Source organism: Mesorhizobium sp. LMG17149 (assembly GCF_024518695.1).
GTDB lineage: Bacteria > Pseudomonadota > Alphaproteobacteria > Rhizobiales > Rhizobiaceae > Mesorhizobium.
This window is the reverse complement of sequence record NZ_JANIFL010000012.1, coordinates 136,349-151,324: the sequence shown is the minus strand read 5'-3', so window position 1 is coordinate 151,324 and position 14,976 is coordinate 136,349. Positions and strand designations below refer to the sequence as shown.

General features: G+C 62.0%; 15 protein-coding genes. 1 reads left to right on the top strand and 14 read right to left on the bottom strand.

The window, feature by feature from the left end:
* Positions 1–35 precede the first annotated feature (35 nt).
* The 9 genes from NP945_RS25960 to NP945_RS25920 are packed head-to-tail and all read right to left on the bottom strand — an operon-like array spanning position 36 to position 8,395.
* On the bottom strand, positions 36–950 hold the full coding sequence (locus tag NP945_RS25960; protein ID WP_256747933.1) for a class I SAM-dependent methyltransferase: 915 nt from the start codon (positions 948–950) through the stop codon (positions 36–38).
* A 3-nt stretch (positions 951–953) separates the two neighbouring features.
* Positions 954–1,928, bottom strand: coding sequence for a GNAT family N-acetyltransferase (locus tag NP945_RS25955; RefSeq protein WP_256747932.1), 975 nt, complete (start codon positions 1,926–1,928; stop codon positions 954–956).
* Between the two features lie 8 nt (positions 1,929–1,936).
* Positions 1,937–3,085 carry a glycosyltransferase gene (locus NP945_RS25950; protein WP_372337989.1) on the bottom strand — a complete coding sequence of 383 codons (1,149 nt, stop codon included), beginning with the start codon at positions 3,083–3,085 and terminating at the stop codon, positions 1,937–1,939.
* 6 nt (positions 3,086–3,091) lie between these two features.
* A complete protein-coding gene (locus NP945_RS25945; RefSeq protein WP_256747930.1) occupies positions 3,092–4,024 on the bottom strand; it encodes a beta-xylosidase in 933 nt (310 codons plus the stop codon).
* The gene (locus tag NP945_RS25940) at positions 4,017–4,778 is read right to left on the bottom strand and encodes a TIGR04290 family methyltransferase (protein ID WP_256747929.1); all 762 of its coding nucleotides are present in this window, start codon (positions 4,776–4,778) and stop codon (positions 4,017–4,019) included. Before NP945_RS25940 ends, NP945_RS25945 begins: the two co-directional genes overlap by 8 nt.
* A 2-nt stretch (positions 4,779–4,780) precedes the next feature.
* Entirely contained in the window at positions 4,781–5,584 is an 804-nt protein-coding gene (locus NP945_RS25935; RefSeq protein WP_127320162.1) for a sugar phosphate nucleotidyltransferase, read from the bottom strand.
* Positions 5,584–6,684 (bottom strand): glycosyltransferase, encoded by a 1,101-nt coding sequence (locus NP945_RS25930; protein WP_256747928.1) that lies wholly within the window; start codon positions 6,682–6,684, stop codon positions 5,584–5,586. Before NP945_RS25930 ends, NP945_RS25935 begins: the two co-directional genes overlap by 1 nt.
* A gap of 14 nt (positions 6,685–6,698) precedes the next feature.
* Complete coding sequence (locus NP945_RS25925; RefSeq protein WP_127270579.1) at positions 6,699–7,295, bottom strand: histidine phosphatase family protein; 597 nt, start codon at positions 7,293–7,295, stop codon at positions 6,699–6,701.
* Positions 7,292–8,395 (bottom strand): inositol-3-phosphate synthase, encoded by a 1,104-nt coding sequence (locus NP945_RS25920; RefSeq protein ID WP_256747927.1) that lies wholly within the window; start codon positions 8,393–8,395, stop codon positions 7,292–7,294. Before NP945_RS25920 ends, NP945_RS25925 begins: the two co-directional genes overlap by 4 nt.
* 156 nt (positions 8,396–8,551) lie before the next feature.
* Between NP945_RS25920 and NP945_RS25915 the strand changes: the two genes are divergently transcribed.
* Positions 8,552–10,294: a hypothetical protein gene (locus tag NP945_RS25915; RefSeq protein WP_256747926.1), complete on the top strand. Its 1,743-nt coding sequence runs from the start codon at positions 8,552–8,554 to the stop codon at positions 10,292–10,294.
* Positions 10,295–10,303: 9 nt separating this feature from the next.
* On the opposite strand, the gene NP945_RS25910 is transcribed toward NP945_RS25915, so the two are convergent.
* From NP945_RS25910 to NP945_RS25890, 5 genes are all read right to left on the bottom strand, one after another.
* Positions 10,304–10,489 carry a hypothetical protein gene (locus NP945_RS25910; RefSeq protein WP_127268456.1) on the bottom strand — a complete coding sequence of 62 codons (186 nt, stop codon included), beginning with the start codon at positions 10,487–10,489 and terminating at the stop codon, positions 10,304–10,306.
* 94 nt (positions 10,490–10,583) lie between these two features.
* Positions 10,584–11,630, bottom strand: a complete 1,047-nt coding sequence (locus tag NP945_RS25905; RefSeq protein ID WP_027036338.1) for a UDP-glucuronic acid decarboxylase family protein — start codon at positions 11,628–11,630, stop codon at positions 10,584–10,586.
* Between the two features lie 23 nt (positions 11,631–11,653).
* Complete coding sequence (locus NP945_RS25900; RefSeq protein ID WP_127268455.1) at positions 11,654–12,757, bottom strand: glycosyltransferase; 1,104 nt, start codon at positions 12,755–12,757, stop codon at positions 11,654–11,656.
* A complete protein-coding gene (locus NP945_RS25895) occupies positions 12,754–13,848 on the bottom strand; it encodes a glycosyltransferase (RefSeq protein ID WP_256747925.1) in 1,095 nt (364 codons plus the stop codon). The genes NP945_RS25900 and NP945_RS25895 overlap by 4 nt, the downstream gene beginning before the upstream one ends.
* Positions 13,845–14,975 carry a glycosyltransferase gene (locus NP945_RS25890; RefSeq protein WP_256747924.1) on the bottom strand — a complete coding sequence of 377 codons (1,131 nt, stop codon included), beginning with the start codon at positions 14,973–14,975 and terminating at the stop codon, positions 13,845–13,847. The genes NP945_RS25895 and NP945_RS25890 overlap by 4 nt, the downstream gene beginning before the upstream one ends.
* Position 14,976 lies beyond the last annotated feature (1 nt).

Below are 14,976 nucleotides of genomic sequence, written 5' to 3'. Positions count from 1 at the left end.
ACGTCCGAACTGGCATCGCGCTGTAATGTTCCGCTTCACCCAGCGAGCAGAAAGGCGTCGCCATCCCACGATCGAAACGGCTTCTCGCCGTCGATGAGGACCCGCAATTGACGAGCTTGCGCCAGACGGCCGATATCATCGCGGTCTGAGAGAAGTGATCCGCGATAGGAATAGTTCAGCAAGGCGAGCCAGCCCGGCCGTTTCAGAACGCGCGCAATTTCGTCGAAATGCCGATCAGCCATGCCGGCCAGAACCAGATAGGGAAAGCTGTCCACCGCCAGCACGCAATCGAAACTGGCGTCGGCGAATTCGGACAGATCGAGACCGGAGGTTTGTCGCAACTCGACATTGCCGAGTGCGGCGCATTGCTCGGAGGCGATGGAGATCATCCGCGGCGATATGTCGATGCCGACCATCCACTTGAAGGATTTGCACAGCGCGCGCTCGAAACGGCCGATGCCGCAACCGATGTCGAGAATGCTCCGTTCCCTTCCGGTGAATTCTCGCGCCTCCAGCCATGCGACGATTTCGTTGGTCGTGACTGTGAGCCTTGCCTCATCGCCGAGGGATGCCAGTTGGACACTCGCGGCTCCCGAAATCGCTGCCGCGGCATCGAAGCTGGAGGCCAGCCGCATGACGACAGCGACATTCGTCTCGTCCTCATCGCGCTCATGCCGAACGGCGCCACCCGTTGCCCGCAACATGGCAAAGACGTCTGGTTTGCAGCGCAGCAGTCCGGCGACCTTTCGCAGCCTTGCTGCGTCGCCGGCATCCGCCGGCTGGACCTTCAGCACGACCTCCGCCAATTCCGCCGCTCCAATTGTGGGCGGCAGGTGGAGCGCCAGCCTGACGAGAACACCTTCGGCGCAAATGCCATCGGCCATGCAGTCTTCAACCGCCAGCCTGACCGATGTCCGGCGCTGGGCGGCTTTCGGTGCGGTTACACTCATGCATCAACTCCGCGTCCAGACCCTGCGCATCGTCCACCTGTCGACGGCGCCCCAGCCATATTTATAGGCCTCCTGGCCGCGCAGAAAATCGAACTCGCGCGCATCTTCGCGGATCGCTTCCGCGATTGCGTGGCCAATCAGGATCGCACCTGGGCTCTCCTCGGCATAAGCAGGGTCGAAGCCACCGAGATAAGCATAGGCACGGCCGCGGTGGTGAAATCCGTAATAGGCGCCGACGGTTCCGCCATCGATCGCCAACAGCCAGCATCGCACCAGACCGTGAGCGTCGAGCAAGGGAAGTGAGAGCCGATGGAATTGCTCGACGGCGGCGTTGGCCAACACACCGCCTCCTTGTTCGGCCCAGCGCATATTGTGCAGGCGGATCAATTGATCGAGGAAAGTTTGCGGACTGCCGCTTGCCGACAACAGCGCGATCCGGCCGCATCTTGATGCGGCTTGACGCGCCCGACGCAACTGGCGTCTGCGTCTTGCGGGGACGCAGCCTGCAAGCGTTTCGTCGCCGGCGAGGGCGAGCACGGGGCAGGCGGCATGGGCGGTCGGCCAATCCATCTCGGGATGCGTCATCGCAAGGGAGAGGCTGTCCTGCGGCAAGTCCGACAAGATCCATTGCGCCCACCCGATCGAGAGGATCGACTCGGCGACAATGTCGACGACCTCGGCTTCGCTCCCAGGGACAGCCAGAATGTCCAGATAATCGCTGAGCGAAATGCCGACCGGAAGCAGCTTCGAACCGGATATCCCATGCTCAAGGTAGAATGGCGCCAGCCCGACCAGATCGCCGCCGCGCCAGACCGCGACCGTCGCCAGTTCACCAGGTGCGAATGCGTGCCACCACGGCACCAGCCAGGCGGGAGATTGAAACGGAGTCGCCGAGGGACTCTGCTGCCACAGTTTCCACCAGTGCGGCGTTAAGGCGTCCAATTGTGTGAGGTCACCGATGATTTCGCTGCGCAGCACAGTTTAGCTCACGGCGTCGCCGCGAAGCGCCGGCGACCAGTGCCAAGCCGTGCCAGCGCTTGATAGGCGTCCATGTAAGACGAGATCATCCGTTCCAGCGAAAACCGCCGTCGCGCTTCGGCCCTGCATGTCTCGGCATCCAAGCTGGGCGCCGCAAGAATGGCTTGGGCCATCTCGTCGACCGTATCGACGAGAAAGCCCGTCCTGCCGTGCTCTATGACATCGGGAAGCGCACCATTTGGAAAGGCGACCACCGGAGTACCGCAGGCGAGGGCCTCCATGGCCACAAGCGAGCTGGTCTCGGCTGCGAGACTCGGAATGACCAGACAGCGCGCCGCATTGAGAATGCGTCGCTTGGCGGTGAAGCCGAGAGGGCCAAGGAAGCGGCGGCGGCCATCGAGGCGAGGTTGGACCTCATCGCGAAAGTACCGCGTATGCGTTTCATAGGGATAGACTTTGCCGCCGATGACCAGCGGCACATCTGCCTGTTTGGCTGCGTCGAGCGCCAGGTGGACGCCCTTTTCCGGACAAACCCGGCTTAGAACAAGGGCAAAGCCGCGCTTCGACTGCAGCAGGGTCAGTGCTTCGATGTCAACGCCGTTCGGAATCGGCGCCGTCAGCCGGGCGTCTGATGGCGCGGTTTTCTGCTGGGTGGGCGAGACCGCATGGAGCCAGAGATCACCGCGCGTCTGGCGCAATGCCGCGGCCGGATACCAATCCAATGGCAGGTGGAGGGTCACCAAGGTCGGACCATCGTCGGGCAGATAAGCGTCGAAATCTATGCCGTGCAGATGAACCACGTCGATGGGCCATCGGGCGCGGGCAGCCGCGATCGCCTCGCGATGGGCCTGTTGCGCGCGGCTCTTCGCCGCCTCGTCGAGTACGCCGTTTTCGGCCGGTATTTCCACAAGCGTGCCACTCGTTCTGGAGCCTCGGCAGCCAATGACGATAGATCGATGACCGGCCTGAACCAGTGCCCGATCGAGCATCGACAGAACCTGTTCGGCACCGCCGACAGCGTCGGGACCGACGGGCGCGAGAGGGTAGGCGACATTGAGGACGGTGAGTGTCTCGCCTGGGCGCGTCTCGTTGCCCCGCGCCGTATCTCCACCTGTCAACGGCGTCGCGAAGTCCTGCATCTGATGCATGGGCAGCATGACATTTCACGCGGCCGAGGCCCGCTGCGTGGGGAGCGAGGCGGATGTCATGCCAGGCGCATAGCGGCGGATCATGGTTGAACAGAATTCAGCGAACTCCTCCGGCACCAGGGGCGGGCTGGTGTGGTGGGGCATCATTCCGCGGTGCTGAGGTGTGAAGCAGAAGGTGACCGTCACATCGAAATCGGCGAGTGCTTCCATCTGCCGGTCGAACCAGTCCAGCGCATTCGGCCGAAAACTGTCCGCCCAGGAAAGCCCGGTACGCATATTGGTGACACCCAGCCGCTTCATCCAGGCGACGGCATCGTCCAGCCGCGGGTCTTCGAAATGAAACCACTGCACCAGGCCCATTGCGGGTGTATGGCGCAGGAATTCCTCCAGCGCGGGCTTTGGCGTGCCGTCCTGGCGTAGCAGCCCCATATGGAAATGCCGATAGTAAGAGGAGCCCTCGGCTTCGCGGTGACGCGTCGTTGCTTCCCATTCACGCGGAAGATCGTAAAGGCTGTACCACTGGATGCGTGGCGCATTGCCGAGCAGCAATTCAGCTGTGCGCTTGAGCCCCCAGACTTGGATTTCCTCGGCGCCGAAGGTCGATACGCCGACTTCGCTGACCCAGATGGGAAGGTCGGTGACGGTCGCGATCTCGCCGATCTTCTGCGGCCATTCCTGGATTTGCCACAGGTTCCAGTCGAGGGGAAAGCCGTGCACGGCGACGGCGTCGACATGGTCCAGCACGCCGAATCCCTTCATGCGGGTGATGAACCCCGGATCTATCGGCGAGATGCCACCGAGCACTTTGGTCAAAGCCGGGTTTCCAGATGCGATTGCGTCCGCCGCCAGGATTGCCATCCCGGCGAAGCGGCTCCAATCGGGGTCGAGCTCGGGATCCCAATGCGATTTGTTATTGGGCTCGTTCCAGATCATCGCGGCTTCAATCATGGCGCTGTCCTTTCGAGGGGTAGACGGGACCCCCACTGGCCGCGTCGCCGGCGGCGCGGCAGAAATAGACCTCCTGTTCGGGGTGCAGAACGATCTCGAAACCGGCGCTGCGCAGCATCGCTTCGGTGCAGGCGCGGTTGGGTATCCACCAGTTGGTCGGGTCATCGGCATAGCGGTGCTCGATGAAATGGAGCTTGGGAAATTCCGGCCGGTCGAACAGGTCATGCGTCCAGAAATGATAGTTCTCTTCCATCTCGGGCAGATCTGTGCTGCCGCGCTGCATGGACTGGAAGATCATCAGGTCACCGGCGACGTGCTCACGGATAAGGTCGAGCGCGAGCAAGGGGTGGCGCAGGTGATAAAGCACCCCCATGAACAGCACGACATCGAACCTTTCACTCAGGGCGCCGACGTCGTAGACCGAAAGTTTCTGGAATTCGATCTCGCAATTGGCGATCTCGGCGGCAAAGCGGGCCTGCGCCAGATAGGCCTCATCGAAATCGATGCCGAGGACACGGGCAGCACCTCGCCGTTTCATCTCGATGGAATAGAAACCGGCATTGCAACCAATATCCAACACCGTCTTGCCTGTCAGATCGGCGGGAATGGCCTCGGCGAATTTGCGCCATTTGATCAGCGGATAATTGCCGAGAAAATGGTTGGGAGCGGTTTCGACACCCGCCAGTTCCATGTTGTGGAACCATGGGCCGAGAGCATCGATACGTCGGCGGATTTCGGCATGGGAATGCAGCATGATCAGGCTCCTTCGCCGGGAACGACAGGCACATGCGAACGGGCACCTGGCATAATCGTGGCGGGTTGGTGATGGACGGGTGCGGCGCCGTCCTCGAGCAGCCGCAGAGCCGTGCGATAGCCGTTGAAAGTGCCGACATCGACATAGGCCGACCCAGCCTTGACGCCGGAGGCTTGACCTCCGGCCGCAAGGTAGGCGTTGACCAACGTGCCGATATATTCGTCACGGCATTCCCGTTCACGCCAGAGTGCCGCAAGCTGATGCAGGATCTGGCCCGGCATCTTGAACGCACCCCAAACCCAGTTCGTGGCGGCGTCCTGTTGCTTGACCTGGATTTCGATCACGCGCTCGTGGTCATCGACAACGACGGCGTCGAAGAATTCCGGACGATCCACCGGGAAGAGCAGAAATGAAAGCTGATCGTCAGGCAAATGACAGAAGCCGTCCTCGGGAAACCAGATCGTGTCGGGAAGGCCGACCAGGACGACCTCATCGGACGCGACGAGAGGCGCTGCCCGAAAAATCGCATCGCAAAGTCCAACGGGATTGGGCTGCACCACGAAGAGAGCCGCGGCGTCACCATAGCCGGCAGCGTAATATTCGAGGATGTCGGATTTGCCCGATCCAATGATGAAACAGATCTTGTCGACACCAGCGTGCACCATCCGCCGCACCAGATACTCGCTCACGGCGCAGGGACGCTCGGTCTGTCCATCGATCCGGCTGCCGACCGGCAGCAGCTCTTTCGAGAAGCCGAGCGGTTGAATGCGGCTGCCGCGCCCGGCAGCGGGCACAATGCCCAACATCAGACTGCTTCCATCATCGGTTCGCCGGGAGATCTTTGAAAGGCGTCGTTTAGAATCTGGTCCAGCTCCGCCGCGCGCCGGCCAGATGTGTGTTCGTCGAGAACCCGTTGGCGCGCACGGGTTTTGATAGCATCGAGTTCTCCTGCGGGTAAGGCGAGCGCCGCGACCACGTCATCGGTGTCGTGGGCCAGCAGGATCTCGCTGCCGGGTTCGAAGAAGCTGCTTAGGCCCGGCCATGTGTCGGTTACGATAGGCACTCCACATGCCGCTGCTTCGAACAACCGGCCCGAAGGGCACCAGCCCTTTTGCGCCATCGCCTCGCGGGTCACATTCAGTGTCAGACGAGAGGATGAGAAAAACGCCGGGTGATCGGCCGGCGGAAGGTGCCTGACGAAGAAGATGTTGTCGCTCCACGGGAATTCCTGCGGATATTGTGCGCCGCCGATGATGAAGCGCTGGTCCGGCAAGCGCGCAGCTGGGCGAACCAGCAGATTCTCGACGGCCGCCTGGCGATCGGGCGCGTAGGTTCCGAGATAGGAGAGATCGGCCTTGAACTCGGCCCGCGGCGTAGCCGGCCGGTGTTGATCCGGATCGACATGCCCATAGAGCGGCACCACGTGACGCGCGCCCAGAACCGCCTTCAGCTCGTCGATCGCCGGGCCGCCTGTGTAGCTCAGGACGATGTCGAAATCGGCAAGACCCTCGGGGCCGAAATAGGGTGGACGCTCACCTTGTTCGATGCGGGCAAGCGTGACCGGAGTGTCCAGATCGTAGAAGACCCGCAGTCCGGGCCCTGCCTGCTGCGCCAGCCGCGAGGCGTCCACGGCATCTGGACAATAAGAGGTGACGATAACGACATCCGATCGTTTGATCGTTTGCTCCGCGACCCGGCGGATATCCTCCCAGTCCGGGTAGAGCACGATGTTGCCGCCGTCCAGATGATCAAGATCGCGCGTTCCGGCATAGTAGGGTGTGTCGCGTTCGAAGAAGGTGATGGACCAGCCGCGCCGGGCGAGGGCTCTGATCAGTCCCCTCCATAAGGTGGCATGGCCGTTACCCCATGAAGACGTGACGGTAAGACCGAAAATGACCATCTGCATCCGGCAAATCCTCGTCAGGCAACTTCGTTCAATCGGATCAGCTTCGCCCCCCAGTCGCCCGACACGATCGTGGTGATCGAGGCGGGATCGATGTCGAAGCGAAAGCAGTCGCCGGCCGGCAAGCCAAGGACTTTGCAGACAGCGGCCTTGATCACATCGGCGTGGCTGACCAGGGCGACACACTGATTCTGATGCTGCTCGTGGACAGCGTTCATCACCGCGACGACGCGCTGCTGGACATCCAGCATGGTTTCGCCGTTTGGTGTCCTGGCCTCCTGCCGCTGGTCGTTCCAGGCTCGCCAGCCGGCGTTGCCGCTCAACTCATCGAAGGTCTTTCCCGACCAGTCGCCGAAGTCGATCTCGTCGAGTTCGGCACAGATCGCGATTTCCCCGACGCCGCAGGCGAACGCGATTGGCAGGGCCGTCTCCCGGGTCCGCTCGCGCGGGCTGCACAAGATCGCTGCAATCGGCTCCCGGGCCATGCGGCAGCCAAGCTGCGTTGCCTGCGCCTTACCAGCATCCCCGAGGCAAACGCCGTCCATACGGCCTGCCAGATAGGAGCCGACATTGTCGTGTGCCGCATGGCGGATCAGAAAGAAGGTCGTCGTCATTCGGCAGCATCGAGCAAAGGCTCGTCCTTGCCTGCGATAAAAGCGAGCGTGCGCTGCCGCGCTTCGGCGTCGGTGAACTGTTCGGGAGGCGACTTCATGAAATAACTGCAGGGACCGGTCAGGGCACCGGCTATGCCGCGATCGAGCGCCAGCTTGGCGCAGCGTACCGCATCGATCACCACGCCGGCCGAGTTTGGAGAATCCCAGACTTCCAGCTTGAGCTCGGCGTTGAGGGGCACGCCGCCGAAGGTCGTGCCTTCCACCCTTATATAGGCCCATTTGCGATCGGTCAGCCACGGTACGTGGTCGCTGGGCCCAACGTGGATATTGCCCGGCTCCAGCGGAACGTCGAATTGGCTGGCCACGGACTGCGTCTTGGAGATTTTCTTCGATTCCAGCCGCTCGCGTTCCAGCATGTTGAGAAAATCGGTGTTGCCGCCGAAATTCAGCTGATAGGTCCGGTCGATGCGTACGCCGCGTTCGCGAAAGAGGTTGGCCAGCAGCCGGTGCACGATGGTCGCGCCGACCTGGCTCTTGATATCGTCGCCGACCAGCGGCAGTCCTCGCTGCTCAAAGCGCCGGCGCCATTCCGGGCGTGAGGCGATGAAAACTGGTATGCAATTGACGAAGGCGCAGCCGGCCTCAAGTGCGCATTCGGCATAGAAGCAAGTTGCCTCCTCAGAACCCACCGGCAGGTAGGAAACCAGCACGTCAGCGTTGCTGTCGCGCAGGATCTCGCTGACATTGGCAACCGGCTCCGGAGCTTCTTCAATCTCGTCGCGCAGATATTTGCCGATCCCGTCCAACGTCGGCCCGCGCTCGACGCGAACGCCGGTTGTCAGCGCGTCGGCGAAGCGGAACGTGTTGTTCGGGGCGGCGTAGATCGCTTCCGCGACGTCGCGGCCAACCTTGCTCCTGGCGACATCGAATGCGCAGACAATCTCGATGTCGTCGACATGGTAGCCGCCAAGGTCGGCATGCATCAGCCCAGGGATTGGTTCGTTGCTTTTCGCGTTACGATAAAACGAGAGGCCCTGCACCAGGGAGGATGCGCAGTTGCCGACCCCAACGATACCAACACGAACCTTTTTCGATCCCACGAAACCGCCACCCTATGTTGTTCAAAGGTAAGTTCCTGGCGCCGAACCATCAGCGTGCCGGAATGTTCCTCCGCCCATCGAAAAATTGCGCGAGACTGCATGGATCGAAGCTGCATTCGATGCGTTGCCGCACGGCAAGCATTGGAAAACCGATCGATGATCGTCTACGGCGACCACAGGCAGACCGAGAGCGCACAGCAGCTTCGGGAAGCAGCAAACGAAATGGCCGAAAGCCTGGATCGGATGTCTCATGGCGTCCAACGCCATGCTGCATTGGTCGGACTATTCATCAGCGTGTCGGAGTTGGTTCAGGCGCTTGCCGATGTCGATTTCCAAACCAGCGGCATCGACATCTTTTCGCCGCGGCAACAGCAAGGTGCCAGGTTGCTGGTGGGACTTGCGGCAGAGGTGGCGAAGTCGTGGCGAAGCGGTTTCGACGTCGGCGGTGGCATCGATCCGGGACTTCTCAAACAGCTGGCCGGGCTCGACTGCCAGGCCGAGGTTGTGACCGGCTCTGCCGAGGGTTATGCGCACTATGCGCTTTATCCCGAAAGCTATTTGGACGCGGCGCAGAAGTCGGGTCTCGATGCGAACACATGCGTGATCGGCGTCCGCAGCATCGGCCTCGGGCTGGCAGCTATGGTGGCGGCCTCGATTGGTGCGCCGGCACCATTCAGCGTTCGCCCGATCGGCCACCCCTTCCGCAGGTATATCAACGCCGATCCGCAGTCGATCGCCACTTGGATGAACAATCCATCGGCGCGTTTCGCCGTTGTCGACGAGGGTCCTGGCCTGTCCGGCAGTTCGATGCATGCCGTTATCGTGTGGCTGCGTGAACTGGGTATCGATACGGACCGCATTCACCTGTTTCCCAGCCATTCAGGCGGCCCGGGCATCGAAGCGTCGCGGGAGGCTCGGGAGACATGGTCGCGCTGTCCGAAGCATGTGGCGACGGCGTTTGAATGCACCTTCTCCGAAAGCTCGAAAATTCCCACGTTGCGCGATTGGGTGGCCGAGGCGGTCGGCAGGCCGGAATTAGGCCTGACCGAGCTATCTGGCGGCGAGTGGCGGGCCGCCCACTACGCCGACGAAGGGCGCTGGCCGCCGAGCCCTCGCGGTACCGAGCGGCGTAAATTCCTGGCGTCCGCCGGGCGTGACCGCTGGCTCGTCAAATTCGCGGGCCTCGGCGAAACCGGACGGCGCAAGAAACGAACCGCGACGATGTTGCATGAAGCCGAGTTCGGATCGCAAGTTGTCGCGCTTTGCCATGGCTTTCTGGTTGAACGGTGGATTGACGGCACCACGATGGATCAGGCGCCGCTACCCAGGGAAAGACTGATCGCGGAGTTCACAAATTACCTGGCCTGGCGTGCGCTCAATCTTCGAACTTGCGAACCGGGTGCATCATTGCTTGCTCTCGCGGAGATGGCTGTTTCCAATACGTCGGAAGCCCTGGGCGAAATACGCGCGGCAGCCTTGCGCGGTTGGCTCTCGAAACAGGCCCCCGCGAGCGGGCTGCAGCGCGTTGAAATCGATGGAAAGCTCCAACCATGGGAGTTTCTCGTTCGTGCCGACGGCAGGGTGCTCAAGACAGATGCTGTCGACCATTGCCGGGCACACGATTTGATCGGCTGCCAGCCAATAGAGTGGGACATTGCCGGCGCCCGTGTCGAGTACGGGCTATCCGACAGCGATGTGACGACCCTGGTCCAAGGAATGAAGCTTGCCATCGACAACGGCCACATCGGCTTTTTCGAACCGTGCTATTTGGCATTCCAGCTCGGGCTCTGGAGCACGGCTGCGCAATCCGAAAATGGCCGGGAAGAAGCAAGGCTCGCCGCGACGGCAGACCGATATAGGATGCGACTGATAGGATTCCTGGACGAATGGCTGATATGATCGTTCCGATCAGTCCAGCCTTCGCAGCATGTCTGCTTCCTGCTCGAGAATAGCGGCCACTTCCTCGCGCTGCAGATGCGTCATCATCAAGCTGACGCAGCACTCGAGATAGGTGATCGAGGCGCGCCGCAGATAGGCAGCCGTCTCGCGTTCGGCCATCTGGTCGATATCCCTCGCGGGTCGCTTGGGTTGCATGAGGATGATCCTCCGTATCGGTTCCTCCCGCCAAACCACAAGCTTGGGCGGATGTTCCGCGCGATCTCGGGAAAGATTCGGCGGCCGTCTCGCATCACGCCGGAAGGTTCTGCAGCCCGCCGGATGCCGGCCTCGCTCTTTTGGCAAAGCCTGTCATCTGATCGCCGATGCGACTGCCTTCGAGCGCCGCGAAATAATCGATCGTCAGCTTGAGCCCTTCGTTGAGGGGCACCTTCGGTGTCCAGCCGAGCAGCGCTTTTGCACGCGAAATATCGGGCTGCCTGCGCCGAGGATCATCTTGCGGCAGCGGCAGAAATCTCAAATCCGATTTGGTGCCGGTCATCGCCTTCACCAGCGCCGCCAGTCGCACGATGGTGAATTCTCCGGGATTGCCCAGATTGACCGGCTTGCCCGGATTGGGGTCGATGTCCATCAGTCGCCTCAATCCATCGATCTGATCGGAGACATAGCAGAAGGACCGCGTTTGCAAGCCGTCGCCGAAGATCGTCAGAGGACGTTTTTCTAACGCCTGCATGATCAGGTTTGAGACGATGCGGCCATCCGCCGGATCCATTCTCGGACCGTAGGTGTTGAAGATGCGCGCGACGCGCACGTCGGCTTTGCCGGCTCTAAGATAGTCGAAGCAAAGCGTTTCGGCAGTGCGCTTGCCCTCGTCGTAGCAGGCGCGCGGGCCTGTGCAGTTCACATGGCCAACATAGTCCTCCCTCTGGGGATGTTGCTCCGGATCGCCATACACTTCGCTCGTCGAGGCCTGTAGCAGCCGCGCGTCATATCGGACAGCGAGTTCGAGCAGGTTGAGCGTGCCGATCACGCAGGTTCGCGTGGTGTGTATCGGGTCGGCCTGGTAACGCGGCGGCGAGGCAGCGCATGCCAGGTTGTAGATGCGATCCACGGGCTCGCCGAGATCCAATGGCCGGCAGATGTCCTGCTCGATCAATCGGAAACCCGGCTGATCCATGATCGAGATGATGTTTTCCATGCGCCCTGTCAGGAAATTGTCGGCGCAGATCACGCGCCAGCCGTCGCGGAGCAATGCTTCGCAAAGATGCGAACCGAGGAATCCCGCACCGCCGGCGACAAGCACTGCCTTTGCCCTTTGCGCGTTTCTTTTTTGTCGCATCGTCGTTTTCTCCTGTATGCCGGTCATGCTGCGCTTCCGATGTCGAAATCGAGGGCCGCCGCCCTTGGCTGTGTCAACGCCGTCACGAATTCGCGCGCTCTGGCCGCACCGGTGTGGGATGCGAGGACGCGTTCGCGGGCCCGGCGGGCCATGGCGAGGCGTGTGCGCTCGGACTCGCCGAAGAGGATTTCGATGACATCGTCCGTTTCCCCGGCGTTGTGGATCGCCGATGCGGGAAAGAAGCTGTCGAGCCCTGGCCAGCGATCGCTGATGATGGGCGTGCCGCAAGCAGCCGCTTCGAACAGGCGCACACTGGGTGACCATCCGGCAGCGATCATGGAACTGCGTGTGACGTTCAGCGTGTAACGCTGACGGCTGTAGAACGCGGCATGATCGGCCGGCGGCAAATGTTCGATGCGTTCGACATTGTCCGGCCAGGTGATGTCGGATGGGTATTGCGAGCCGGCTACGACGAAACGGCGGTCCGGCATACGCCGTGCTGGTTCGAGCAGCAGCGCGTTCAGCGTTGCCTGCCGGTCGGCACTGTAGGTGCCGAGATAGCCGAGATCCCAGCGGATCGGATCGCCGGTCCGGTGGTGCCGTTCCGGGTCGACCGAGCAGTAGAGCGGTTCGGCGCGGCGCGCGCCGAACTCCTCCACCAGACGGCCAAGCATCGGCCCGCCGGTGAACGAGAAGTAGACATCAAAATACGGAATCTGCCGCCAGCTCAGGTAATCGCAATCATCGGCTGAAAGCTGCGCCACGGTTACCGGCGTGTCGATGTCGTAGAAGCAGAAGCGCCCTTTGCAAAATGAAGCGACGATGTCGATGACCACGCGCCCTTCCGGCACGAAGGAGCCCATGACGACAATGTCGGCCTGCTCCAGGCACCGGGCGTAGTCGCTTTGCAACTCCGCAGTGGTTTCGTAGTAGCGCAAGGCGCAGAAATCCGGATCTCGCAGATCGCGGTGGTTGGCGTACCACGGCACGTCTCGCTCCAGAAAGGTCACGCGGTGGCCGAGTTCGTGCAGACCTTTCAGCAGGCCTCGAAACGTCGTGGCGTGGCCGTTTCCCCAGGACGAGGACAGCGACAGGCCGAGAAAGACGATGTCCAATTGCTTGGTCATTCCGCTGCCTCCACGGTCCCCTGCTCGAAATGACGTTTGAAGACGGCATCGGCCACGTCCGCCCGCAGCGCGTAGGTATGGTCGGCCAGCACGCGGCAAAGTGCGGCCTGGCCGATTGCCTTCGCCCGACTGGAGGTCAGCGAGCGCATGATCTCGGCGACATCGCCGCCGTCCCGTGCCACCAGGATCTCCTCGTCTGGTTTCAGGAACAGTTCCACGCCCAGCCATGCGTCGGTGATGAGGCAGGCACCGGCGCCGGCCGCCTCGAAGACACGCGTGGCCGGTGAAAAACCGTTTACGGCCATGCTGTCGCGACTGATGTTCAGCACGGCCTTGGGAGTGACGTTGAAGGCATTATGATCGCGGGTGCCAACGTGACCGAGCCAGCCGACATTGGCGGGAAGCGGCTTGTCCCCCCAGCCCGATCCGCCGAGCAGAAAGCGCTGTTTCGGCAGCTGGCTTACGGGATCGAGGAAGAATGCTTCGACACGCGCCTCACGATCCGGCAGCCGGTTGCCGAGGAACGCCAGATCGCAAGCGAAACGCGCATTGCTGGCGACCGGGTGGTGCGTTTGGGGATCGAGCGCATTGTAAATCGGCACGCATTCGTTCGCCCCCATGGCACGGTAGGCCCAGACGACGGGGTCGCCGCCGCCATAGGTCAGCACAAGGTCGATTTCTTGCAGGGCGCCATGGAGCGGATGGTCCGGTTCGTCGCGCAGCTGGGCAAGGGTTGCCGGAGCGTCCACGTCCCAGAATACCACCAGCGCGTCGCTGCGGGCATGGTCGAGAACGGCGCGCAGCAGCGCCTCGTCCTCGAAACCGACGCCACTCGCCTTGACGACGATGTCGGCGCTGGCGGCGCGTGCCGCGACCTGCATCAACGCGTGCTGGGTCGCTTCATAAACGACCACAGTGCACCAGTCAGGGGCCTCGATGTCGCGGTTCTTCTGCCGGTCGTAGACGTCGGGCTCATAGAAGGTGATTTCGTAGCCCAATTGGGCAAGCGCCTTCAGCAAGCCGCGATAGTAGGTCGCGGCACCGTTCCAGTAGGACGACAAGAGGCTCGATCCATAGAATGCCATCTTCATGCGGCGGCTTCCTTTGCGGTGGTCTTGTTGATGGTATGTTCGGTTGTGCATTCCATGAGCACGCCGAACAACTCGTCGACGCGGTGCTGGCAGGTGTGCCGCGAGCGGATGGTCTCGAGACCCGAAGTCACCAGGGAAGCCGCGAAATCCGCATCGGCCAACACCGCCCGCAGGTGTTGCCGCATTTGCGAGCCATTGTGGGCGAACAGGAAGTCGACGCCGGGCCTGAACAGCTGCTCGACATCGGACCATGGTGCTGAAATCAGCGGAATGCCGCAGGCGAGTGCCTCGAACATGCGGATCGTCGGAATTCCAGGCAAACCCTCACGATAGGGGCGCCGCGGGATGTGGACGGTGACACGATGCGCGGCGAACGCCTTCGGCACGTCGGCATTGGCGATCCATCCGTCATAGCGCAGTCCGGCGGTGGCCAGATCCGCAAGTGCGGGCTTGGGGTAGCGTACGCCGTGCACGGTGGCATCGAGACCGAGATCGTGTACCGGCTCGATTAGAAACTCTTTGAGTTCGGCGGTCCTCTCATCGTCGCCCCAGTTTCCAATCCAGACCAGATCGGACGTGGAGTGGATCTCCGGGTGTGGCTTGAACAGGCGATCGTCCGCGGCTTCATGCCAAGTGAAGACGCGCTTGCCCCAGCCGGCGCGCAGATAGCTCTCGCGCAAGGCCTCGCCAAAGGCGAGAACGCCGTCATAGTGCTCCAACCGCAGCGCCGAGATTGCCTCGGTCGCCGATACCGCCCGGTGGTGGGTGTCATGAAACAGAAGGATGAAGTTGCCGCCAGCGGCCCGGGCACGGCCGATACGTGCGACAAGCTCCGGATCCGTCCACTCATGAACGATCACAACGTCGGCCTCAGCGATCCAGGCCTCGTGATCGAACCCGGCATCATAGGTCACCGGCATCAGTTCTGGGAAATCCTTGCGGAAGCGTTCGATGGCGAAGGATCCCTTCTCAGCCAGCAGGTTCGAACGGCTCCAGCCGTCGGACGGCTCCAGCGCGACCGCCTGGTGCCGGCGCGCGACCAGTTCCCGCATGATACCGCGCAGGAAATGGGCATTGCCGTGGTTCCAGTCGGAAACGACCGAGTGGGTGTAGAACAGAAAGCGCATG